Source organism: Roseibium aggregatum, assembly GCF_014692675.1.
GTDB lineage: Bacteria > Pseudomonadota > Alphaproteobacteria > Rhizobiales > Stappiaceae > Roseibium > Roseibium aggregatum_C.
On the sequence record NZ_JABFCZ010000040.1, the window covers coordinates 1 to 22,078 of the forward strand.

Below are 22,078 nucleotides of genomic sequence, written 5' to 3' on the forward strand. Positions count from 1 at the left end.
GCGGTGCCGACCGCGCCGCCTTTATGGTGACACTGCTCAACACGGCGAAGCTCAATGACGTCGACCCGCAAGCCTGGCTTGCCGATGTCCTGGCACGCATCGCCGAAACGCCCGTATCCCAGGTCGAAGAACTGCTGCCCTGGAACTGGGAACCGCGTACTCCGGCATCGGCACCAGCGTCATGATGCAGAACGAACAGAACGCCCGGTTGCTCATCAAGCTTGATGACATCGAACCCCTGATCTGGCGCCGGGTTGAAGTTCCGCTCGCCATGAGCCTGAAGGGGCTGCACGACGTTATCCAGGCCGTCATGCTGTTTGAGGACTACCACCTTTTTGAATTTGAGGCCGGTGGCAGGTTCTATGATGTTCCTGACCCTGCCGAGGACTTCGGCCGCAAGACCTATGCTGCGAAGAATGTCCGCATCCGAACACTCATCGACCGCGGCATCACCACCTTCGCCTATACCTATGACTTCGGCGACAATTGGCGCCACACCCTCATCGTTGAAGCTGTTGAGGATGCCGATCCCGCATACGAGTATCCTCGCTTCCTGGAAGGCGAAAACCGTGCTCCGCCGGAAGACGTTGGCGGGACCTTCGGCTTCGCGGACTTCCTAGAGGCGATGTCAAAGCCACGCCACCCGCAACATCGCGAGCTGGCGCGGTGGTATGGCGGTCGCTTTGAGCCGGGTGATATCAGCATCGATCTGATCAACGAGCGCATCGAAAAGCTCGCCCGGCGTCGAACACTCGGCAAGGCGGGCTTCGCTAAGAGCCAGAACCAACAGCACTGACCGGAAACTGACCGCGAGGCGGTCTTCGCCGAATGCTTACGTTTATACCAAGCTTCCGAGCGATAAATACGGCCTCAATGTACCAAACTAGCAAGGTCGCACGAAATCTGAACAGGAAATGGGGTAAAATCCAAAAGCGGAGGAGCACTTTGGTAAGAGAGGGTCTTCTCGAAGCGAGCGCAAACAGCCACTTCAATAGGCGGTCGGCAAATGAATTGATGAGAACCATTCTCCCAATCGTATTAAGATCGTCGCAGACAAATATTATCTGAGTGGAATTATTATCAAAAATGGTGATGGATGTGAGCGTAAGGGACGAGCGTGGTGCGCAAAACGAACCGGAATGGCTTGGCACAAGAACGCGAAACGGTACAGCCTTGATACCGCCTATTTCGGCGGCGCGCTGGTTGATGCTTCTGATTGTCATCGCCGGCGTATTTTTCTTTCACGGTTTTGTTGTTCCGGTCCTTGCTGCCCTTGTCATCGCATTTGCAAGTTGGCCCCTCTACAAAAGAATACTCACTCAAGTATCTGAAAATACGACAATTGGCGCTTCTATCGCACTTGTCTTGATCCTGACCTTTCTAATCGTGCCGATAAGCATAGCGGTCGCTTATACGGTTGGTGAATTACGCCTATGGATCGGTTGGGCGCTCGAGGTCAATCGTGTCGGGGCACCAGCGCCGGATTGGGTGATGGGAGTACCGCGTATAGGCCCTTGGCTCGCCGAACAATGGGCCAAATATATTGGCCCGCCGAAAGCAATCGGGGAGTTGGTGCAGATGGTCAGCGGCGCCAATATTGGTAATATCTACCGTATCTTGCTTGCCGCGAGCGAAAGCCTCTTCCACCTGGTTTTGATGTTGCTGTTCATGTTGATAACGCTGTTTTTCGTGTTCCGGGACGGTTCGAAATTCTCGCAGCAACTCGATCTCTTGGGTGAATATATTTTACCAAACCGGTGGGAACGAATTTCCCGCGTCGTGCCGGCAACGGTCAGTTCGACTGTTACCGGCATGACTCTGATCGCGATGGGAGAAGGTATCGTTCTCGGTACAGCATATTGGCTGGCTGGTGTCCCTTCACCAGTTACGCTTGGCCTGTTGACAGGCATTATGGCCCTGGTTCCTGGCGGCGCACCGGTCTCATTTACCCTCGTATCCATATATCTTATTGGGAAGGGGTCTTATTTTGCCGGGATCGCATTGCTTGCTTGGGGAACGACGGAATTGTTCATCGTCGACAAGACTTTACGTCCTCGTCTTGTCGGCGGCCCGATAAAGCTTCCCTTCCTGCCGACATTTTTTGGCCTGGTCGGCGGGGTCAAGACCATGGGCTTTCTTGGCTTATTCATCGGGCCTGTCTTGATGGCTTTAATCGTCTCTATCTGGCGGGAATGGATTCACGAATTCGAATTCCCGCAAGTCATCTACAAGACGCCCCTTGAGCCGAATGCAGAAGCTCTGGAACCGGAAAGATCTACGATCGAATAAAGCCTGTTCATTAAAGATTGAAAAATTTCCTCACCGCCCAGAAATACCTTAAAAGGGAACGTCCTGGCTGAAGAAGTATTCGGGGGAGGCGGATACGCCAATGTTATGACTGCGGTGGGGTTGGTTAAATTTGGGCGGAATATAGTATCGTATGGTCCTATAGGTGTAGAACGTGACTTTTCTATTTGGCGCCTATGGGTTGATTCTCGAAGTTGCTATCTTTTCAGGGCAATTTCACAACAGGAAACGCATAGGAATGCCTTGACGTGACCAACTCAGCCGATTTTAAAGAAGTCGGCAGGCAAGGAGAATTGTTTCTCTTCTCCGGCACCCAACGGGCCGAGATTTGTAACAGACATCCGGGTAAAAGCGATTTCTCGCATGCCACGTGTTCGGCCAGATCCGTAGCGATTGTGAGGCGTTCATCCTATAACTTCTCGAGGTCCAATGACGATTCTAATTACCGGTGGAGCCGGATACATCGGTTCACATTGTTGCGTGGCCTTTTTGGAAGCTGGCCATGATGTCGTTGTCATCGACAATTTGAGCAATGCCCATCCGGAATGCATTGAACGGATAGCTGAAATCACCGGCAAGAAGGTCGCTTTTGAGGAAGTCGACATTCGAGATCAGGCTGCAGTCGAACGTGTCCTGAGAAAGCATCAGTGCTCCGCGGTAATCCATTTCGCCGGGCTGAAAGCTGTTGGCGAGTCGACGAAAGACCCGCTCGCCTATTACGACAATAACGTCGTCGGCACACACCGGTTGTTATCGGCCATGTCGAATTGCGGTGTCCGTCAGATGATTTTTTCGTCATCTGCAACCGTTTATGGCGAGCCGCAATTCCTGCCCATAACCGAAAAACACCCGTTAAACGCAGTCAATCCTTACGGGCGAACCAAGCTGATCATCGAGGACATGCTCCGCGATATTGCGACAAGCAATCCAGCCTGGAAGTTTAGTATTTTGCGCTATTTCAACCCGGTCGGCGCTCACAAGAGCGGCATGATTGGCGAAGATCCATTAGGGATTCCGAACAATCTTATGCCGTTTATCGCCCAGGTCGCGGCCGGTCGGCGGGAGCAACTGAGTGTGTTTGGAAATGATTACGACACGCGCGATGGCACTGGTGTGCGCGATTACATCCATGTGGTTGATCTGGTGGCGGGCCATTTGCGTGCCTATGAAGCGCTCGCTTCGAGGGAAACGCCTTCCAATTGCTTTGTCGTAAATCTCGGCACCGGGGCCGGCTATAGTGTGCTGGAAATGGTAAGTGCATTTGAACGCGCTTCCAACAAGCAAATCCCTTGCGTGACCGCTCCCAGACGAAATGGCGATGTGGCTGAAATCTATGCCGACATTTCGACTGCATTGGAAGTGTTTGACTGGAAAGCTGAAAACGACCTGGATGCCATGTGTCGGGATACTTGGAATTGGGTCTGCAAAAACCCACGCGGTTACGAAGGCCGATAAATTATAATGTGTCTCACCGAGCCTAATTGATTGGAGCTTGTGAGCCCAATGGTGGCTGTCGTTGAAGTCATTTGGTGCAAGGCATCAATGTGCAACGATTTGGCCGCAGATCTTGCGTTGCGCTCTGCAATTCAATGCCGATCTCATGGTGTGGCTAAGCTGGTTCCATGACCATTCGAAAGCAACCGACATACACGTCCTACATCCCAGAAACCGGCAATGCGCTGCGATGGACGACTTGCCGGAGCGCAAAGCTGCTTTGAATGTTGGCGATGCCCGGAATTTGGGTAAGAATAGACTTCAAGAACCGCTCATAAGCAAAGAGGTCGGCGGCGACGATCCGTAACAGGTAGTCGCTGGTGCCCGTCATCAAATAGCATTCCATCACCTCCGGACAGGCCGCGACTGCGGCCTCGAACGCCTGGAGCTCCGATTCGACCTGTCGCATCAAGGTGACATTCACGAACACGCTAACCGGCAAGCCAATCGCTTCCTGATCGACATGGGCGGCATAACTCTTGATAACGCCGTCGTGCTGCAACCGTTTGACACGGCGCAGACAGGGCGTTGGCGACAAACCCACCTTGTCGGCGAGATCGTTGATGGTCATTCGACCATCATCTTGAAGTTCAGCGAGGATGTGTCGATCGATTTGGTCGAGCTTCATTTTTGCAGTAATTCTCTAATTATTTATATATTTTAGCATCTTCAAGCTAATATGATTGCAATTCAAGCAGTCTTTGCAGGGACTCGCTCCCCGCCATACCGCTAGGCTCTTTCTCGTCATGGAAGTTTTCAACCGGGAGGAGCGCGATGTCGGTATTGCACACACATGATGAAGGTCAGGGGGGGACAGAAAGCAGCATGGAACATCTGCGCATGCTGCAAGCGTTGGAACACCAGGTGCTCTGGCTTTCCACCTGGATGGTTCATCACGCCAATGCCATCCGGCCGAACAGGGATGGATTGAAAGTCGGCGGTCACCAATCTTCCAGCGCCTCCATTGTCAGTCTGATGACGGCGCTCTATTTTCACGCTCTTCGACCAGAAGACCGGGTCGCTGTTAAACCTCATGCATCGCCGGTCTTTCATGCCATCCAGTACCTTCTTGGCCGTCAGAGTCTCGATCAACTCATCAAATTCCGCGGATTTGGCGGGGCGCAATCCTATCCCTCGCGGACCAAGGACAGCGTTGACGTCGATTTCTCCACCGGATCGGTCGGCCTCGGGGTGGCGGCGACGATATTTGCCTCGCTCGTCCAGGACATCTTAATGGTCCGCGATCTTTTGCCTGCGGGGCGTCGGCCGGGCCGGATGGTCGCGCTGATGGGGGACGCTGAGTTCGATGAAGGCAATGTTTTTGAGGCAGTCCTCGAAGGCTGGAAGCATGATCTGCGCAATTGTTGGTGGATCGTCGACTACAATCGCCAGAGCCTCGATGGAGTGATCAGCGACCAACTCGCGCCGAAAATTCTCAACCTCTTTGAAAATTTTGGTTGGCGCACCAAAACGCTCAAATATGGCCACAAGCTTGAAGCTGCCAAAGCGGGGCCAGCCGGTGAGGCCTTGCTTGACTGGATCGATGCCTGTCCGAACCAGCTTTATTCAGCACTTTGCTTCAAGGGAGGGACGGCCTGGCGGGAGCGCCTCAAGATCGATCTGTCAGGTACCGCCGGTCTGCGTGAATTGCTCGATTCCCATGACGATCCGGCTCTTGGCGCATTGATGAGCAATCTCGGTGGCCACGATTTAAAAACAATTCTCGATGCATTCGAACAGGCAGATGACGAACAGCCGACGCTCTTTCTCGCCTATACGATCAAGGGATATCGGCTGCCGCTCGCAGGGCATAAGGACAACCACGCAGGTCAACTGACCGCTACCCAAATGGCGGCTTTGCGTTCCTCTCTTGGCATTGCCGAAGGACAGGAATGGGAGCCGTTCGCGGGAGCCGGCGTTTCTGAAACACACATCCGCACCTTCTTGAATACCGTTCCTTTCAGGGTCCGTAAGCCGCTGCCTGCCGCGCCAACCGTGTCGATTGAGCCGATTGCGGTCCCAAAGGGCGACGAATTATCGACCCAGGAGGCGTTCGGAAAAATCATGACGGCACTCGGTCGCACCAGTGGAGAACTTGGAGACCGGATAGTCACGACTTCACCTGATGTCACCGTCTCAACCAATCTGTCGGGCTGGGTCAACCGGCGCGGCTTATTCAGCCGTAGTACGAGCGCCGATATTTTTCAGACTGAGAAGGTGCCATCGGCTCAGAAGTGGCAGGGAGATGCCCGCGGTCAACATTTTGAGCTCGGCATTGCCGAAAACAATCTGTTCCTGATGTTGTCTCAACTTGGCCTGGCACATGATTTCTTCGGCGCCAGGCTTTTGCCGGTCGGTACTGTCTACGATCCTTTCATCAACCGGGGCTTGGATGCGTTGAACTACGCCTGCTATCAAGGCGCCCGTTTCATGTTAGTCGCCACACCGTCCGGCATCACGCTGGCGCCTGAGGGTGGGGCGCATCAATCAATTAACACCCCCCTTATCGGCATGGCCCAGGACGGGCTCGACTATTTCGAGCCGGCCTTTGCCGATGAGCTTGCCGCAATCATGGAATGGGGTTTCGTGCACATGCAAGCCAAGCATGGCGGATCGGTCTATCTCAGACTTTCGACGCGGTCCCTCGAACAGCCGAAGCGCATCCTGAGCGACGAAGACAAGACCGCAATCGTCCGTGGCGGTTACTGGCTGCGGTGCCCCGATGCCGGATCGAAGCTTGCCATCGCCTATTGCGGCGCAATCGCGCCAGAGGCGATCGAGGCTGCCTCCTGCTTCGCTGAGAGGACACCAGGGATCGGGATTCTGGCTGTTACCTCGCCTGACCGGCTTTATACCGATTGGCTGACGGCGTGTGCCCGCCGTCGCAACGGCGACGGAAAGGCTCGTGCGCATGTCGAAACCTTGGTCGACCTCCTTCCCAGGGATGCCGGGATCGTCACACTGCAGGACGGCCCTTCGGCAGCACTCGCCTGGCTGGGCAGCGTTCGGCGCAATCCGGTACATCCCCTTGGCGTTTCCCGTTTCGGTCAATGCGGGGACCTGAGCGAACTTTATCGCGAGTACGGCATAGACGCGGAGGCTGTGCAATTAGCTGCGCGGGAGGTCGTGGCAAGAGGATAGGATCGCTGATCGCTGCGGTCTTTTTGCGCTCCGCCGCGTGCGGGTAATCAGCACACCGAACGCAAGCCCGCGGGCCGCGCGCTGGTGAAGGAAGCCATGACGCTGGTGCATCGGCAGAAGGAGGATGAGAAAACGATCGCCAAGATTGGCGGCTTCGATCTGATTTTCTCCGGCCAGTGCTTTGGAAACGACGACTTCTAACATGACGTCGCGCTTCAGCGAACCGGTGCGGAGACCGAAATCGATCTCACGTTAACCGTCACGCCGCTCGGCGCGGTTTCGCGCATCGAGCACGTGCTGGCCGGATTCGAGGACGAACGGTCGCAATACCGCTTGCGTCTCGAAGACGCAAAGCGTCGGCTGGCCTCATATCAATCCCGCCAGGGAGGGAAATTCGGCTTTGAAGACGAGCTTGCCGACAAGCGCCGGCGGCTTTTGGAGATTGAAAAAGAACTGGCCGATGACGCCATGGCGAGCGCCTCCCGCATCGAAGGGGCAGGCTGAAGCCGATATCCCTATCGCAGCCGGTCCTCGTCATCGATCAGCTCAAGACTGGACGGACCGAATTCGGCCCATTTCCACAAGACCAGGTTCCTGTCGCCCGCACCGATGCCCTTCGCGAAGCTTCGAACGAGCAATCCATTGTACCCGTCCTCATTTGGTCACGCCAGGTTGGGTCTGCCAGCGCGGCCTCGTCAATACCCGCCGCGCCGAGCGCCGCTGCATCGCCTGTATCAAAGACCATCTCGATTCTGGCCCGATAGCCGACCAGCGTGGTCGGCTGCAGATCGCCCACCTGGTTGGCCCCCCGCAAGGCGGTCAGCACGGATGTCGACGCGTAAAGCGCCGGGATGCCCTTGGGTTTGAACCGGCCACCATAGCGTTCTGCGCCGCGCCCCGACATCGGCTCATGTGCATAGACCGGATTCAGCGCCCGGTAGAGTTTCCCCGAATAGGTGAACGCCATGGTCAGGCGTAAACGCCGGCATCCACGGCGTCGATATAATCCAGAACCTCCTCGGCGCGGCCTTCGCGGACGAGCTGCATAGCCGTTTGCCCGGAAAATCCCGGTAGAGGCTCAGACCGATACCAAGCGTAGGCCATCAGCGCCGAGCCGAAGCGTGGCTCGACCTTGTTGACGATTTCCACCATTTCGCGCAGCCGGCGTTGTGTCTTATCGGAGCGCACCCGGTCCTTGCGCTGCACGGCATCCTTGCCGAGGCCAACCGTTCGAGCGATCTCCTCGCTTGTGGTGCGAAAGACCCTGGCGATTTTGTTCGGTGCGAACAACCCGTGATCCGAATAGGCCGCGAGATCCATGATGGTGCTCCATATTTATGCCGGTATTTTTGACGCAAAATAGCGTCGAAATGTACGGCAATCAAGAAGCGCGTGGTATTTGCGGACGTGCGACGAAAGCTTGCCGCCCTCGAAGCCTACATTGCGGGCGAAGTGTTGAAGAAAGGAGTGTCTTTAGGGTCAATAAACCGGTTTATTAACCTTGAAAATTGGCCAGGAAAATGACGTTCGGGAGCAGGATGGCAGACACCGTGCGGTGAGGTTTCTTCGGTTGACCGGTCTTGGAATGCCAAGAAAATCTCAATTTCGTCTTTGCGAAGGTGGTCGTGACAAAGCTTCCAAACGATCAGGTGCCCGTTGGAAGACTGCATGAACTTGAATATTATTCGGTTTCGAAAAAGCGCAGACGGCGTGTCGCGGCGCAATCAGATTAACCTCCAATCTGTCCTGCTTGCTCCGAGCTGTCCTGCTTGCCAACAAAGCTTCGCCATCATTCGAAATTGCTGAGACGCTCCCGGCAAATTGCAAGCATCTGTTCGGCTTTAGCAGAAATGTCCTCGTTTATGCCGGCAACTTCCGGAATAGTCACCGCGTCAATGCCCCGGCGCAGACCTGCAAGCGTTTCTTCAATCGCCTGGTTCGCTGCCTTTGCAGTCAGGCCAGCCGTTGCCGCCATTTTGAGAAAGTCTGAACGGCCCAAGCGGTTATCTTTTCCGTTAATCTTCAGGGCCATGCGGTCATGTTCGAGACGGGGAAAGACGACCGTGGTGACAGCGTCATAGAGAGGCGCAAGCCGCACCGTTGCAAAGCTGCGCGCATTCGGCTGCGCAATCTTGAGCAGCGCCAGATTTTTGAGATGCATGTCTCCGTCCGCAATGAGCCAGGCAAACAATGCGCGCTTGAGCACAACTATCAGATCGGCTTCGACATCGGTGGAGAGCGGCCTTACAGCCCGCGCAACTCGCTCGATCGTGCCGTCATATTTTGACTCGGGGGGAAGATCTAAGACAGAGCACAAGTCTTCGAGTGCGAAACGCCGTTGATCATCGGCGGTTGCCCGAATGTCGAAACGCTCGACGATTAACGCTGGCGGCATTTCATCCGGCATAGCGGTCAGTGCCGTCGACGCCGTGTCCAACCCGGCATGCCGGCCAAGCGTCATGGCGAGAAATTCGATCACGGGCAGCGCCTGAAACCCACTCGTCCCGGCAGGTTTGAGTATGTGCGTAAAAGGCAGGGCGGTACCGGGAACAAGTTCACCATCCGCACCGAGGAACATCGGCGCCTTGATCTGAACTCCCGATAATCGTGGTGTGTCAGCGCTGGCATAAAGGCGCGCGAGTTTTTCTTCGAAGTTTTGCTCAATGTTCCCGCGACTTGGCCCGGCATAGGTGCCAGTGAAGATGCTGCCGGTTCTGAAGTCATCCAGACGAGTGACCAAAACATCTGCCGGCAAAGCTTCAAGATCAGAAGCCCTGGTGCTAATCGTGATGTTCGACATATAGCGCTTGCCCGAACGCAGAATAGCGCGATCGTCTCTTTTCTTGAGAACGCGCTCCAACCACCCCTCTGGTAGAAGAGAAAGAATGAAAGGTGGCAGCTTGCCCGGAACGCGCTGCTGGACGAGCGGGAGATCAAACCCATTGTCCGGCTTCCAGCGCCATTCAAAGCCGTCATGCAAGAGGTGCCCGATATGGTCTCCATGCCAGGCGACGATGAAGTCGAGCGCTGCCTCGTTTCGAACCTGAATTTCTGCGGGGGTATGGAGCAGATAGCGTTCGGCCTGCTCACCCTCGCGATACCATTGGTTTTCTCGGGCCAGCGCCCATAGCGCATCGGCGGCTGTTTTGGGATCGCCATATTCGGCAATCAGCCGCTGCGCGATGTCGGCGCGCATCAATTCATCGATCGAGGCAGCATGTTCGCTGCGCATCCGGAAGGCTTCGAGACAGCGCTGACGAATGGACGAGACATTGATCCGGAACTCTCCCATGCCGTCGTCGACGATAGCTGAAGTAACCGCCGGGTGATCGGGCGCAGCGTTTTGGATGATTTCCAGGGACCTAATGCGGGTGCGCTGGTTGCGGGGACCGCTGATAAACAGCCGGCCGTCACGCGTCGGTGCGAGCAGGATGGCGCTGGCTGCGGACAGGTAAGCCCGCGGATAGAGATAGCGGGCGATGCGGATCGCATGCCTGAGCACTTCGGCGTCGGCATCGGCTTCTGCATCGATATAGATGCCGCGCATCAACTGCACGATCTTGCCTGTTTCCGCCTGATAGTGTGCACGAGCCTTGTCGAGATTTTCGCCGACGAGATAGAGCAAATTTCTAACTTTCGCGTATATCACCTGCGCAAAAGTTAGATTGGTTCAATTCGAATTTCAAGTATTTGCGACTTTTGCGTCTCTCACATACGGAAAAGTTATAAAATACAGTGTCCTGTCACCACTGGGCCGGGCTAACGCATCAAGATGCGATCCCAAGCTCCGGAGTGAGCCATCGAACAATCCAGTTGTAGTGGGTGGCTGCGATAGCCCACTGTTTTGCTGATTCCGATTCTTGGCGTCTCAGCCTGAAATGATGGATTTCAAGATCGATAACCTTCTGGCGGATCTCTTCGGAAATGCGGTCCCAGACCCGCTTGGGCTGCGACCTGCTATCTTCCAGTGCCTCGAGTTCGATGTTCAGGCATCAATCACACCAGCGTTTGTAGATCGAACGGAAAATGCAGGGCGATTCCAGCGGGCGCTTGGCCGGAAGATGCGACCATTCTACGAGCCGGATGATCTGGAGGCGGGGTGCCTCATTCTTCGTGCCCCCCATCTGCGATCGATTGCTCACCGCGCAGGCCGTGCAGCACGATGCGGATCTTCTCTTCCAACGAATAGTTGTTTGCAGGTGGCGCGTCGGATTTCCACTTGATGTTGCAGCTATGAAATCGCCCGCGCTTTGAGCAAAATGAGGCGCGGCCAGGTCGAGGATGGAAACGGTGGCGCGGTGGATCCCGTAGGCAGACGGTGGACGACGTCTTGCGGGTGCGAGCAACCTGGACGCGGGGCGCGCCTCCGGATCGAAATGGCGCGGCGGAAGAGGGTCGAGGCGGTCTTTGCCGCATGTTTTGCCTTGACAAATCCGGCTTCAAATTCCGTATCGCGCCACCGGCATTCAGGACGGGGTGGGAGTGTTTCAAGGCCCATCCTTGCACCGAAGAATGCCGATCCAGCGGGTGGCGGCGGGCATTGGAGCGGGCGGCAAAGCCGTCAGGCAGGGCGGTGGAAGGTTGGAGCGATGAGGTCATTCGCCTCCTTGCCGCGCTCCGTTCATCGAAGACCAATCCCTGCATGTCTTTGTCGCTTACATCCCGCAACGGGCCATTCAACCCTCCGTCCGGGAAAATTTCCCCTGGCCTGCTGCCATTCCTCGCGAAACAAATTTCCCCGGCCGGCGGGTGCTTCGTGGCACTTCGCCCCTACAGGTGAACCGCCCGCGTTTGCGGTCTTTTCGCTGGTGACATCGCAGGGATGGTCCGGCGACGAACAGCATAGGAGACTTCAAAATGGCTATCACCCTTGGCGCTTTCACCAAATCCGCTGACGGAAGCTTTACCGGCACACTCAAAACTCTCAATGTCACCGCCAGCCTCATCATCGTCCCGGTGGACGCGATGAGCGAAAACGCTCCCGATCATCGCGTTTATGCCGGCAACGGCAACCACTACGAAGTTGGCGCAGGGTGGTCGCAGGTCGCCAAGTCGAGCGGCGAAACCTACATCAACCTCAAGATCGGCGCGCCGGAATTCGGTCCCAATTGGGTGCGCGCCCGCCTGGTCAAGCTGGAACAACTCGGCGAAGACGGCGCCACCCATATCGCCCTTTGGGAACCGCGCGACCGCTGACACGGTCTCTTCGAAGCCCCGCTATGGATCGTCCATGGCGGGGCTATTCTCATGTATGCGCACCTGTACAAACGCCGAATTTGATCCGGAATCGGCACTGTGTAGCTACGGGCTTTGCGTTTCGATCTCCCCAGGGCACTCCGCGGACGACCGCGCCTCAAGAAGCGCGGGCGACTCTTCAAATCTCTCCATTCCGCTGGCGCTTAAGTGCGAATTCCGGATCCTCCCGCGCTCGCTTCGCGACGGCTTCGCCGTCCTTGACCCGCATCCGCCCGCTGGCGCGTTCTCGACGAGAAGAACACTTCAATCATCAGGAGTTTTCACCATGTCACGCATCGATGTCGCCATCTGGATCGAACTCTTGGACATCGAACCGCGCGGGGAACGCCCCGCAGATGAGCGCGCATGGAACCGCGCCAAGGTCGTCGAATCGCACGCCCAGCTTGACGCGATGGAAGAAACGGTAGGGGCTTGAACACCCCCTTCCTTCCACCCTTTTTCTTCGCCAAGAGCCTTATCGCGAAAGGGGGGGGCGTTTTTGATACCCCCCGTTTTTCGAGCGTCCCGCAGAGCGCCCTTGCGCGTCATCCTTAGCCTATTCACACCGAAAGGAGCTATGGATGCAAGACGACCAAACACGGGCAAGCGATGCCAAAAAGGGCAGCCCATTCCTGACGACCAGACAGGCCGCGCATTATCTCGGTCTCTCCTTCCGCACTCTCGAAAAAATGCGGTTGACCGGTCATGGCCCGCGCTTTCGCAAGCATGGCCGCTATGTGCGCTACCATATCGCAGATGTCGATGCCTGGTCGGAAGGACGGCGGCATTCCTCGACCTCCAATGAAGGCGAACGGGGATGAAAAAGCCTGCTATTCTTCTTCTCGCCACCACCCTTTTCGGCGGTACGCTCATCGGCTTTTCCGCGTTCGCCAAACCAAAGCCCTGGCTCGTCTGGAACGCCTCCGCCAGTGCGCCCGTCGGGCTCTACCGGGTCATCCCCGGTATTCCGGAACGGGGGTATTTGGCGCTCGTGATGCCCCCTAAACCCGTGGCGGAGCTTGCGGCCAGGCGTGGCTACCTTCCCCTTCGCGTACCCCTGATCAAACGTATCGCCGCTGTAGGCGGAGATGATGTTTGTGCCTTTGGCGGCGCAATCATCGTCAATGGGAAGGTCGTTGCCCGACAACGCAAGGCAGACAAAAAGGGGCGTCCGTTGCCGCAATGGGACGGCTGCCGGGAACTCGCTCAAGACGAGATCTTCCTTTTGACAAACGCGCCGGGTTCCTTCGATAGCCGCTATTTCGGGCCGGTCCCACGTCAGCAGATTGTCGGGAGGCTCGCGCCGGTATGGACAAAGTAAACCTTCTGCTTTTCATGGCCGCTACGGCCATTGTCGCCCCCGTCGAAGCTGATTCGCTTGAGCCTTTCCAGTTCCATATCGACGCCGCCTCGCAGCGCTTCGATCTCCCTGCCAAATGGATCGAGGCCGTCATCGAAGCTGAAAGCAATGGCGACCCGCGCGCACTCTCGGCCACCGGTGCAATGGGCCTGATGCAGCTCATGCCGGACACCTGGGCAGAGATGCGCGATCGATATGGTCTTGGCACCGATCCCTTCGTGCCGCAGATGAACATTCTCGCCGGAACGGCTTATCTCAAAGCCATGTATGACCGCTTCGGCTATCCAGGCCTGTTCGCTGCCTACAATGCTGGGCCGGGGCGATATGAAGAGCATCGCAGTAACGGGAAGCGGCTGCCGGGCGAGACCCGTGCCTATGTCGCTCGCATTGAAAAGCGGCTGGAACGGGCTGACAAATCGGTGCGTTCATCCTCTGCAGCAGCACATAATCTCACGCAGATGCATGCCGGTTCAGACCTGTTTTTCCCAAATTGTGATGCGAAAGATGACGCTGGAGCCACGATTTTCGTACCGCTTTTGATGCAAAAGGCGCGCGACAAATGAGGCCGGATAAGGATTTTGCGAATTATTTATCCTCGCAATTTCCGCCCGGCGGTATCGAATCGCCGCCGCCGGGCTTTTCTTCCTGCCAGACCGGTAAGCGCAGATGAGCGTGGGTGGTCGGGTTGAAGCTCAGGGAAGCAGCGTATGGCAAGATGAAGCTCCGGCACCATTCGCTGGCTCGCAAATGATAAGCCTTTGTCTGCACATCTTTTTTGGAACCGCCCGTTGGCACTGCAATGCGTGCCGTTGGTGCCATGCTATCGGCAATACCTTGAATTTTCTGACCTTCGCTGACACCCCATTCGATGAGGGGCGCCATGTCCGACGATGACGATTTCAACCCGAAGTTCGGTAAGCCCCGGGCTCGCGACTCGAAGGGGCAACGCAAGTTCTTGCATCGGGTTCTTGCCGCTTCAAACCTGGCCAAAGGCGGCAGTGGCGCTCGTAATCAGCACTTTTCCGGTGCGCGCATCGGGCGCGGTGTCGGAACGGGCCGCGTACTTGCCAGCCGCGATCGGTACGCCGCCTTCCGCCAACGCCGCGTCATCGTCAAATCCCGCATTGTCAAACTGGGCGCGACCGGGATGAACGGAGCAAAGGCGCACCTGAGGTATATCCAGAGGGACGGCGTGACCCGTAAGGGCACCCCCGGCGAACTTTACGGCGCCGATCAGGACCGGGTAGATGCAAAGGAATTCTTGGGGCGCTCAGAAGGAGACCGAAATCAGTTCCGTTTCATCGTCTCTGCCGAGGACGGCGCGGATTATGACGACCTGAAGCCGCTTACGCGCCGGCTGATGGCGCGCATGGAGCAAGATCTGGCCACGCGCCTCGATTGGGTGGCTGTCGATCACTACAACACCGGTCATCCCCATACGCATATTCTGGTGCGCGGTCGTGACGAGCGTGGCAAGGACTTGATCATTGCGCGTGATTACATCACCACCGGCATGCGCGAACGCGCCGCCGAGATCGTCAGCCTGGATTTCGGACCGCGCACGGACCGCGAGATCGAAAATCGGCTGCGCCACGAAGTCGAACAGGATCGGCTGACCAGCATCGACCACCGCCTGATCCGCGAGATGGACGAAACAGGTTTCGTTACCGCGGCTGGTCGCGATGCTTTTCAGCAGAGCCTGCGGGCGGGGCGGCTGCAGAAGCTGAAGCGGCTGGGCCTGGCTGAGGAATTCCAGCCTGGCCAGTGGCGGTTGGAAGACGGACTGGAAGACACCTTACGCCGCATGGGCGAGCGCGGCGACATCATCAAGACCTTGCACCGCGAAATGGCTGCAAGAGAAATCGTCCGTAGCCCGGTGGCGTATTCAATCTTTGACCCCTCCGATCCGCATGTAAATCCCGTTACCGGGCGTGTGGTGGCGCGAGGCCTTTCGAACGAGATCAACGACAGGCATTACCTGATCGTCGACGCCTTGGATGGCGAATGCCACTACATTGATATCGGTCGAGGCGATGCGACGGAGCCTCTGGCCGATGGCTCCATCGTCCGTGTCGTGCTCAAGAGCATTGAACCACGCCGAGTGGATCAGACCGTCGTCGACGTGGCGGCGGCCAACAACGGGCGCTACACGATCGACTATCATCTAAAACACGATCCGCAGGCCACTGAAGATTATGTCGAGACTCATGTTCGACGGCTGGAGGCAATCCGCCGCACCACCGGCAAGATCGAACGCGAGCCCGATGGAACATGGCTCATTTCGCCCGACCACCTTAACCATGTGAGAGACTATGAGCGCGGGCGCGCCAAAGCCGTCCCGGTCATCGTGGAAACACTATCGCATCTGTCGCTCGATCAGCAGATCGGCACCATTGGTCCGACCTGGCTCGATCGTGAACTCGTCTCCAGCCGGCCTGAACCGACACGCGGCTCCGGCTTCGGCCGTGATGTGCGCGATGCCCAGGAACGCCGCCGCCAATGGCTGATCGCGGAGGGCTTGGCTCAGGACGAACAGGGAAAGACCATCTATCGCATCAACATGCTGCAGATTTTACGGCGGCGCGAACTCACCCGTATCGCCGGACAGCTCTCTGAAGAGCTCGGTCTTGCCTATGCCGAAACCCGACTTGGCGAAAAGGTGGACGGTACGTTTCGCCGCGCGGTCGAGCTTGCCAGCGGCAAATATGCCGTCATCGAAAAGTCCCACGCATTCACCCTTGTCCCGTGGCGCCCCGTTCTCGACCACCATATCGGTAAAGCCGTGACAGGCATCATGCGCGATGGCGGTGTCTCCTGGAGCATAGGTCGACAGAAGGGGCTTGGGATTTCGTGACCACGTCCAGGCGTTCTCCCGGGAAGCTCATGTCCGGTTCCCGGCCAGAGAATGCGGCCTTGGACGCACAGGCTAGACGAATCTGTCCCTCCCGAACAATTCCCAATTTAACAAGGCATAGTGCGTTGGAAAGGCCTATAGGCCATTGTGGCGTCGTTTTGTCACCAAACATGTGTGAAAAACCGCGCGTAGCACGGAGAAACAAAAACGAATTGTCGAGTGTTTGCGAATCGTGTTGAAAAATCCGTGCTAGAAGCGGATAATTGTACATGGTTCACGATCAACGCTCGGCACTGTCAACTTATATTTCCGGCCTACTCTCCGCAGGACAGTTGGTCTTTACGAGCGAACAGGCCGAACAGGCACTTGGAGTCGGACGCGGCGCATTTCTCGATGCGGCGGAGCGCCTTCAACGCCGTAATGCCCTCATTAAGCCTCGACAAGGTTTCTACGTCGCGGTTCCCCCGCAGTTCGCCAGCTGGGGGGCGCCGCCGCCCTCATGGTATATTGACGAGCTGATGCGTCACGAACAACAGTCCTATTACGTTGGACTGCTGAAGGCGGCCGAGCTTCACGGCGCCACGCACCAGGCCGTTATGGAATTCCAGGTCGTCGCTCCGAAGCGCATGCCGAAGATCAGGGCCGGCCGCAATCTAATCGTCTTCTACTACCGAAAAGACATTCCAACCGTGGAGGCCGGCATTGAAGACCGAAAAACGGATACCGGCAGAATGAAAATATCCTCACCCGCGCTCACTGCGCTCGATCTCCTGCGCTACCCACAGGCGGCGGGCGGCATCGACAATGTCGCGACAGTCCTCACTGACCTTGGCGAAAAGATCGATCCTTCCCAACTTGCGGCGCTGTCAGATGCCGCCGAGCGGCCTGTCGTACAGCGACTCGGGCATTTGCTGGAGAGGCTGGGGCATGCGGATCGCATCGAGCCGATGCACGAGGCGCTGACGGCCCGCGGCGCTGCGCCGTGGACAGAACTCGACCGGCGCGAAACGCGCGATCCGGACTTTACGCCCGCACCGCAGGAACACGACGATCGTTGGCGTGTGGTCGTGCGCCGTACTCCGGAGGTCGACGAATGATTCCCGCGCAGAATATCGTCGCCTGGGGCAATTTCGTTCCGTGGGCGGATCAGCGTCAGGTCGAACAGGACCTCATGATATGCCGCGCGCTCATCGACATCTTCAATGACGAGCTCCTGTCCACGGAATTGCGTTTTCGTGGCGGCACGGCGCTGAACAAGCTCCACTTTCCGGAACCACTGCGCTATTCGGAAGACATAGACCTCGTCCGAACCACTGCCGGTCCAATCGGTCCGATTCTGGATCGATTGCGGGACGTTCTTGAGCCATGGCTCGGCCGGGCGCAATTCGATCAAAGCCCGGTCGCGCCCAAATTTCGTTTCCGCGCGGACGCGGAAGACGGAAGCGGCGTTCCCATTCGTCTCAAAATCGAAATAAATACGCGCGAAATCGCAGCCTACGATCCGCCGGAAGTTCTCCCACTTCGGGTGGCCAATCCCTGGTTTGCCGGCGAAGCATCGATTCCGACCTTCTCACGGGAGGAGATGTTGGCGACTAAGCTGCGCGCTCTTCTGCAGCGCGACAAGGGACGCGATCTCTATGATCTTTCCCATGCCCTGGATGTATTCGACGGGCTCGATGTTGATCGGGTGACCGAACTGTTCGGCCGCTATCTTCAGTTTGCTGGCCAATCGATATCCCGAGCCCAGGCCGAGGAGCGAATGTTTGCCAAGCTGGCAAATCCGCGGCTGTTGACCGATATGCGCCCATTGCTGTCGCTGACGCAGGCGGAGCTTCTGTCGGACGAAGCAACCAAAGTGGCTTTCGAGCGGGTGTTCGATGGGTTGGTTACGAAAATCGCTGGCGATGCCTGGGTTCGCACCGACGAGATGACGGATCGGTTTGGGCTAAGCGGTCCGTCAACTCAAAACATCCCCTAGCTTCGTGCGGAGAGGGTAGGGCACCACCTTTGGGACGGGCTTCGGTGAAGCGGCTGCGGGCCTTCTCCCATCCAGGCAGCTATCCCTTCTATAATCGGACCCTGGACGTCAAGGCGCGGTGTTTAAGGAATTTGTACGCCATCACCAAGTGGTGAATTGGACGTTTCCCAGCAGCATGGGCAGTTGCATTGTGAGTGGAGTCCGAAACCCAGAGCCTGTTCGGCGCTGGTGCCTTGAACTGGCAATTCACGCGGTTAAGTGGACTGAGCGCTGACTTGTTCAGGACAGTCGTTTTGACCGAACTGCCACGGATGATCCCTTGAAGCCCCATAGCCCTCATGAGTTGGGCCACGGCGCAACAGGCAACATCGAAGCCCTTCCGCTGCAATTGCCGCCAAACCTAGCGCGCACCATAGACCCGGAAGTTCTCTTCGAACACATAGCGGATCTCGATCTTCAGAGCGATATCTCGGCGAGTGCGAGCCGCCAGGCGATCTATGTCCAATCACTTGGCGACATGCTCGAAATATGCCGACGGGGCAATCGGCGGAACTCTGCAAATCGGCCAGGCCTTCATCAACTGGCCCGAGCACTGGGCGAGCTCATCGATGACGGAAATGATCGCTTTAGTGGGCGCCCGAACTTTCTGGCTTGCTCTGCCTGGGTAAAATAAGCAGACGCCCCTTGCGCAGGACCTCGCCGGCCTGACGAAGTTCACGGTTCTCGCGCTCCAGGGCCTTCATCTTCTCGGCCATCTCCGTCGGGATACCAGCCCGGACTCCACTATTAACCTCGGACCTCTTGACCCATTCGCTCAGCGTATGAGCCGGGCAGCATTAGGCGTACCGCTCGTTTGCGTACTTCAGGGGAAACTTGTTCGGCGTTTTGCTCATGGTGCTCCATCCTACTCAGGAGTTGATGGAGCATCCGGCTAACTCGGTGCGTTCAGAGCCTTGCGACGTGATATTCTGCTGAGTTTCGCCGAAGTTGGCTTAAGCGTGGTCGTCGTGCCTCATGGTACGAAAAGGTCATAAGAAGATCCTCCGATCACGGAGACAATCGTTCCGTTTGCCTCATTGAACGGAGCTATCGTTGTGACCCCCACCAAGTTGTTGATCGGCCAGATCCTCGTCGTATTCATCATTGTCTGTCTTGGCGTCTGGGCGGCGACCCAATGGGCCGCTGGAATGCTGGGGTACCAGGCTCAACTCGGAACTCCTTGGTTCTCCTTCTTCGGATTGCCTGTCTACGAGCCTTGGAAGCTGTTCCAATGGTGGTATTCCTATGAGGCCTATGCGCCGGAAGTGTTCGATAAGGCTGGAATGCTGGCAGGAGCTTCTGGCTTCATGGGCTGTGCTGCAGCGATCGCCGGTTCGCTGTGGCGGGCACGGCAAAGCCGATTGGTGACGACCTATGGCTCGGCGCGCTGGGCCATGAAGACGGATTTAAGGAAGGCTGGGCTGTTTCGGCCAGCAGGCGTGTTCCTCGGTCGGTTCCAGGAAGAATATCTGCGCCATGACGGGCCCGAGCATGTCATGGCCTTCGCGCCGACGCGATCCGGCAAGGGTGTTGGACTGGTCGTGCCAACCTTGCTTTCCTGGACGGGATCGGCCGTCATTCACGATATCAAGGGCGAGAACTGGCAGCTCACGGCGGGCTGGCGTTCGAAGTTTTCGCATTGCCTTTTGTTCAATCCGACCGATACAAGGTCTGCCCGCTACAATCCTCTTCTTGAAGTCCGCAAGGGACCCAACGAGGTGCGCGATGTCCAGAATATAGCCGATATCCTGGTTGACCCCGAAGGTGCGCTCGAACGGCGGAACCATTGGGAAAAGACCAGCCATGCGCTTCTGGTCGGCGCTATCCTGCATGTTCTTCATGCGGAGGAAGAAAAGACATTGGCGCGCGTGGCGACTTTCCTGTCCGATCCGAAACGATCATTCGCGTCGACGCTTAAACGGATGATGGAGACAAATCATCTGGGCACGGCGGACAATCCGGAGGTTCATCCCGTCGTTGCATCCGCGGCGCGCGAAGTGCTGAACAAGTCGGAGAACGAGCGCTCTGGCGTTCTGTCAACCGCCATGTCCTTTCTCGGCCTTTATCGTGACCCCACGATTGCGGCGACGACATCCGACTGCGACTGGCGTATCGCCGATCTGATGGACGCCAAATATCCTGTCTCGCTTTATCTGGTCGTCCCACCTTCGGATATTTCACGCACCAAGCCGCTGGTGCGAATGGTCCTCAATCAGATTGGCCGCCGCCTGACCGAACGGCTGGAGGGGGATCCGGGGAAAACACGCAAGCATCCGCTCTTGATGATGCTGGACGAATTCCCGGCACTCGGCCGGTTGGACTTCTTCGAAACCGCGCTCGCCTTCATGGCAGGCTACGGTATCCGCGCCTATCTTATAGCGCAGAGCCTCAACCAGATTTCCAAGGCCTATGGCGAGAACAATTCCATTCTCGACAATTGCCATGTTCGCATCGCCTTCAGCAGCAATGACGAACGCACCGCCAAACGTATCTCCGACTCGCTGGGGACTGCCACGGAACTCCGGTCAATGCGCAATTACGCCGGCCACCGGCTGGCGCCCTGGCTGAGCCATGTCATGGTCAGCCGCCAGGAGACTCCCAGGCCTCTGCTGACACCTGGCGAGGTGATGCAACTCCCGCGCGACGATGAACTGGTTCTTGTCTCCGGCCTTGCGCCTATCCGCGCAAAGAAGCTTCGCTATTTCGAAGACGAGAATTTTATCAAGAGGATTATTCCTGCGCCGGAAATGTCCGATGGCGACTATGCAGACAAGCCCGCTGCACGACACGCCGATTGGGACAAGCATGTGCGCGGACCCGATACGCGGCTTGCCTGCGCTGATGAGGAAAATGTGCCTCCTGTTGATGAAGGCGGCATGCAGCAACAGCGCCATCCAGGGGTAAACGAACAAACGACCGGACCGTTAAAGCCCGAACCGTCGGTATTACCGAACCTTCTTGATGATGAGCCCGATATCGGCGCCGAAACGAAAATGATGGAACGCGCCTCCACGCCTTCTCGTGTTTACGGCGTTAATGAAGCCATGGGACGGGACAAAGATCTTCTCGATGGGCTTTAAGCGGTACAGGCAAGCGATCGCGCGTCGGCGTAGATAAAGGATATAAGAGATTTCAGGGACTTAAGAGATCCTCGCCTTGACCGATTTTGCGTATGTCAGGGCAGGGGTACATGAAACCGCGCCACAATATCTACATTGATGAAGAGACCAGTGCCGAACTGGAGGCACTGGCGGCGAAGCCCGGCGCGACCAAATCCGCCATCGTATCCGACGCCCTTCGACATTTTATCCGGCTTCGCGGCGCACATGAGATTGATGAGGCGCTGAAAATCCGCCTCAACCGGGTAACGCGCGATCTTGGCCTCGTCCGCCGCGATCTCGACGTGTTGACGGAGAGCCTTGCTTTTTTCGTCAAGCTTTATCTCACCTTCAACGCACATACCCCGGTGCCGGATCAGGCGGCTCAGGCCATAGCGCGCGACCGTTTTCAAAACTTCATTGACCAGGTCGGCCGCCAGATCGCCGGTGGCAAACGCTCGGTCGCCACAAAGAACTTCGAAGAACGGTCCGACAACCAACCTGCCGCCTCGCCCAATGAAGGCTTAGACGAGACGAACGCCTGGAACCAGGGGGAGAGCGGAGAATGAACG

At 57.1% G+C, this 22,078-nt stretch carries 20 protein-coding genes and 2 pseudogenes; 16 read left to right on the forward strand and 6 right to left on the reverse strand.

The window, feature by feature from the left end; translation table 11 throughout:
- The 4 genes from HK439_RS24720 to galE all read left to right on the forward strand — a co-directional run.
- Positions 1-185, forward strand: a 185-nt coding sequence (locus HK439_RS24720; RefSeq protein ID WP_190294170.1) for a transposase domain-containing protein, incomplete at its 5' end; no start/stop codon positions are given.
- Positions 182-796, forward strand: coding sequence for a plasmid pRiA4b ORF-3 family protein (locus tag HK439_RS24725; protein WP_190294171.1), 615 nt, complete (start codon positions 182-184; stop codon positions 794-796). The genes HK439_RS24720 and HK439_RS24725, both read left to right, overlap by 4 nt.
- Positions 797-1,092: 296 nt before the next feature.
- Positions 1,093-2,289 (forward strand): AI-2E family transporter, encoded by a 1,197-nt coding sequence (locus HK439_RS24730; RefSeq protein ID WP_209012062.1) that lies wholly within the window; start codon positions 1,093-1,095, stop codon positions 2,287-2,289.
- A gap of 447 nt (positions 2,290-2,736) precedes the next feature.
- Positions 2,737-3,762, forward strand: a complete 1,026-nt coding sequence (gene galE, locus HK439_RS24735; RefSeq protein ID WP_190294172.1) for a UDP-glucose 4-epimerase GalE — start codon at positions 2,737-2,739, stop codon at positions 3,760-3,762.
- A 199-nt stretch (positions 3,763-3,961) separates the two neighbouring features.
- Here the strand turns inward: galE and HK439_RS24740 are convergent, their stop codons facing one another.
- Positions 3,962-4,429: an Lrp/AsnC family transcriptional regulator gene (locus HK439_RS24740; RefSeq protein ID WP_190294173.1), complete on the reverse strand. Its 468-nt coding sequence runs from the start codon at positions 4,427-4,429 to the stop codon at positions 3,962-3,964.
- A gap of 146 nt (positions 4,430-4,575) precedes the next feature.
- On the opposite strand from HK439_RS24740, the gene HK439_RS24745 reads away from it, so the two are divergent.
- Both HK439_RS24745 and HK439_RS27300 read left to right on the forward strand, forming a co-directional pair.
- Positions 4,576-6,942 (forward strand): transketolase, encoded by a 2,367-nt coding sequence (locus HK439_RS24745; RefSeq protein WP_419247603.1) that lies wholly within the window; start codon positions 4,576-4,578, stop codon positions 6,940-6,942.
- Positions 6,943-7,236: 294 nt separating this feature from the next.
- Complete coding sequence (locus HK439_RS27300; RefSeq protein ID WP_190294174.1) at positions 7,237-7,446, forward strand: hypothetical protein; 210 nt, start codon at positions 7,237-7,239, stop codon at positions 7,444-7,446.
- An 11-nt stretch (positions 7,447-7,457) separates the two neighbouring features.
- Here the strand turns inward: HK439_RS27300 and HK439_RS24755 are convergent.
- The 3 genes and pseudogenes from HK439_RS24755 to HK439_RS24765 form a co-directional block, all read right to left on the reverse strand.
- Positions 7,458-7,909 (reverse strand): annotated as a pseudogene (locus HK439_RS24755) (RES family NAD+ phosphorylase).
- Positions 7,910-7,911: 2 nt separating this feature from the next.
- A complete protein-coding gene (locus tag HK439_RS24760) occupies positions 7,912-8,262 on the reverse strand; it encodes an MbcA/ParS/Xre antitoxin family protein (protein ID WP_190294175.1) in 351 nt (116 codons plus the stop codon).
- A gap of 469 nt (positions 8,263-8,731) precedes the next feature.
- The gene (locus HK439_RS24765; protein ID WP_190294176.1) at positions 8,732-10,567 is read right to left on the reverse strand and encodes a type II toxin-antitoxin system HipA family toxin; all 1,836 of its coding nucleotides are present in this window, start codon (positions 10,565-10,567) and stop codon (positions 8,732-8,734) included.
- Between the two features lie 1,232 nt (positions 10,568-11,799).
- Between HK439_RS24765 and HK439_RS24770 the strand changes: the two genes are divergently transcribed.
- From HK439_RS24770 to HK439_RS24790, 5 genes are all read left to right on the forward strand, one after another.
- A complete protein-coding gene (locus HK439_RS24770; protein WP_190294177.1) occupies positions 11,800-12,138 on the forward strand; it encodes a DUF736 domain-containing protein in 339 nt (112 codons plus the stop codon).
- A 325-nt stretch (positions 12,139-12,463) separates the two neighbouring features.
- Entirely contained in the window at positions 12,464-12,613 is a 150-nt protein-coding gene (locus HK439_RS24775) for a hypothetical protein (protein WP_190294178.1), read from the forward strand.
- A 145-nt stretch (positions 12,614-12,758) separates the two neighbouring features.
- Positions 12,759-12,998: a helix-turn-helix transcriptional regulator gene (locus tag HK439_RS24780; RefSeq protein ID WP_190294179.1), complete on the forward strand. Its 240-nt coding sequence runs from the start codon at positions 12,759-12,761 to the stop codon at positions 12,996-12,998.
- A complete protein-coding gene (locus HK439_RS24785) occupies positions 12,995-13,498 on the forward strand; it encodes a S26 family signal peptidase (RefSeq protein WP_190294180.1) in 504 nt (167 codons plus the stop codon). The genes HK439_RS24780 and HK439_RS24785 overlap by 4 nt, the downstream gene beginning before the upstream one ends.
- Positions 13,486-14,100: a lytic transglycosylase domain-containing protein gene (locus HK439_RS24790; RefSeq protein ID WP_190294181.1), complete on the forward strand. Its 615-nt coding sequence runs from the start codon at positions 13,486-13,488 to the stop codon at positions 14,098-14,100. The genes HK439_RS24785 and HK439_RS24790 overlap by 13 nt, the downstream gene beginning before the upstream one ends.
- A 22-nt stretch (positions 14,101-14,122) precedes the next feature.
- Here the strand turns inward: HK439_RS24790 and HK439_RS24795 are convergent, their stop codons facing one another.
- On the reverse strand, positions 14,123-14,419 hold the full coding sequence (locus HK439_RS24795; protein WP_190294182.1) for a hypothetical protein: 297 nt from the start codon (positions 14,417-14,419) through the stop codon (positions 14,123-14,125).
- Between HK439_RS24795 and rlxS the strand changes: the two genes are divergently transcribed.
- The 3 genes from rlxS to HK439_RS24810 all read left to right on the forward strand — a co-directional run bounded on the left by rlxS (position 14,418) and on the right by HK439_RS24810 (position 18,369).
- Positions 14,418-16,391 carry a relaxase/mobilization nuclease RlxS gene (gene rlxS, locus HK439_RS24800; RefSeq protein ID WP_190294183.1) on the forward strand — a complete coding sequence of 658 codons (1,974 nt, stop codon included), beginning with the start codon at positions 14,418-14,420 and terminating at the stop codon, positions 16,389-16,391. The two genes, HK439_RS24795 and rlxS, sit on opposite strands and share 2 nt — an antisense overlap.
- Positions 16,392-16,660: 269 nt before the next feature.
- Positions 16,661-17,488, forward strand: a complete 828-nt coding sequence (locus HK439_RS24805; RefSeq protein ID WP_190294184.1) for a type IV toxin-antitoxin system AbiEi family antitoxin domain-containing protein — start codon at positions 16,661-16,663, stop codon at positions 17,486-17,488.
- The gene (locus HK439_RS24810) at positions 17,485-18,369 is read left to right on the forward strand and encodes a nucleotidyl transferase AbiEii/AbiGii toxin family protein (RefSeq protein ID WP_190294185.1); all 885 of its coding nucleotides are present in this window, start codon (positions 17,485-17,487) and stop codon (positions 18,367-18,369) included. Before HK439_RS24805 ends, HK439_RS24810 begins: the two co-directional genes overlap by 4 nt.
- Positions 18,370-18,550: 181 nt before the next feature.
- On the opposite strand, the pseudogene HK439_RS27020 reads toward HK439_RS24810, so the two are convergent.
- Positions 18,551-19,202 (reverse strand): annotated as a pseudogene (locus tag HK439_RS27020) (IS3 family transposase); the annotation flags it as partial.
- A 261-nt stretch (positions 19,203-19,463) separates the two neighbouring features.
- Between HK439_RS27020 and HK439_RS24815 the strand changes: the two are divergent.
- Positions 19,464-21,488, forward strand: a complete 2,025-nt coding sequence (locus HK439_RS24815) for a conjugal transfer protein TraG (protein WP_190294186.1) — start codon at positions 19,464-19,466, stop codon at positions 21,486-21,488.
- A 110-nt stretch (positions 21,489-21,598) separates the two neighbouring features.
- A complete protein-coding gene (locus HK439_RS24820) occupies positions 21,599-22,075 on the forward strand; it encodes a CopG family transcriptional regulator (protein ID WP_235988104.1) in 477 nt (158 codons plus the stop codon).
- Positions 22,076-22,078: the final 3 nt, after the last annotated feature.

What these genes read in the sequence shown, in the direction of transcription:
- HK439_RS24725 (WP_190294171.1), top strand. Translation starts at nt 182, where the DNA reads ATGATGCAGAACGAACAGAACGCCCGGTTGCTCATCAAGCTTGATGAC.
- HK439_RS24730 (WP_209012062.1), top strand. Translation starts at nt 1,093, where the DNA reads ATGGATGTGAGCGTAAGGGACGAGCGTGGTGCGCAAAACGAACCGGAA.
- galE (WP_190294172.1), top strand. Translation starts at nt 2,737, where the DNA reads ATGACGATTCTAATTACCGGTGGAGCCGGATACATCGGTTCACATTGT.
- HK439_RS24740 (WP_190294173.1), bottom strand. Translation starts at nt 4,429, where the DNA reads ATGAAGCTCGACCAAATCGATCGACACATCCTCGCTGAACTTCAAGAT.
- HK439_RS24745 (WP_419247603.1), top strand. Translation starts at nt 4,576, where the DNA reads ATGTCGGTATTGCACACACATGATGAAGGTCAGGGGGGGACAGAAAGC.
- HK439_RS24760 (WP_190294175.1), bottom strand. Translation starts at nt 8,262, where the DNA reads ATGGATCTCGCGGCCTATTCGGATCACGGGTTGTTCGCACCGAACAAA.
- HK439_RS24770 (WP_190294177.1), top strand. Translation starts at nt 11,800, where the DNA reads ATGGCTATCACCCTTGGCGCTTTCACCAAATCCGCTGACGGAAGCTTT.
- HK439_RS24775 (WP_190294178.1), top strand. Translation starts at nt 12,464, where the DNA reads ATGTCACGCATCGATGTCGCCATCTGGATCGAACTCTTGGACATCGAA.
- HK439_RS24780 (WP_190294179.1), top strand. Translation starts at nt 12,759, where the DNA reads ATGCAAGACGACCAAACACGGGCAAGCGATGCCAAAAAGGGCAGCCCA.
- HK439_RS24785 (WP_190294180.1), top strand. Translation starts at nt 12,995, where the DNA reads ATGAAAAAGCCTGCTATTCTTCTTCTCGCCACCACCCTTTTCGGCGGT.
- HK439_RS24790 (WP_190294181.1), top strand. Translation starts at nt 13,486, where the DNA reads ATGGACAAAGTAAACCTTCTGCTTTTCATGGCCGCTACGGCCATTGTC.
- rlxS (WP_190294183.1), top strand. Translation starts at nt 14,418, where the DNA reads ATGTCCGACGATGACGATTTCAACCCGAAGTTCGGTAAGCCCCGGGCT.
- HK439_RS24795 (WP_190294182.1), bottom strand. Translation starts at nt 14,419, where the DNA reads ATGGCGCCCCTCATCGAATGGGGTGTCAGCGAAGGTCAGAAAATTCAA.
- HK439_RS24805 (WP_190294184.1), top strand. Translation starts at nt 16,661, where the DNA reads ATGGTTCACGATCAACGCTCGGCACTGTCAACTTATATTTCCGGCCTA.
- HK439_RS24810 (WP_190294185.1), top strand. Translation starts at nt 17,485, where the DNA reads ATGATTCCCGCGCAGAATATCGTCGCCTGGGGCAATTTCGTTCCGTGG.
- HK439_RS24820 (WP_235988104.1), top strand. Translation starts at nt 21,599, where the DNA reads ATGAAACCGCGCCACAATATCTACATTGATGAAGAGACCAGTGCCGAA.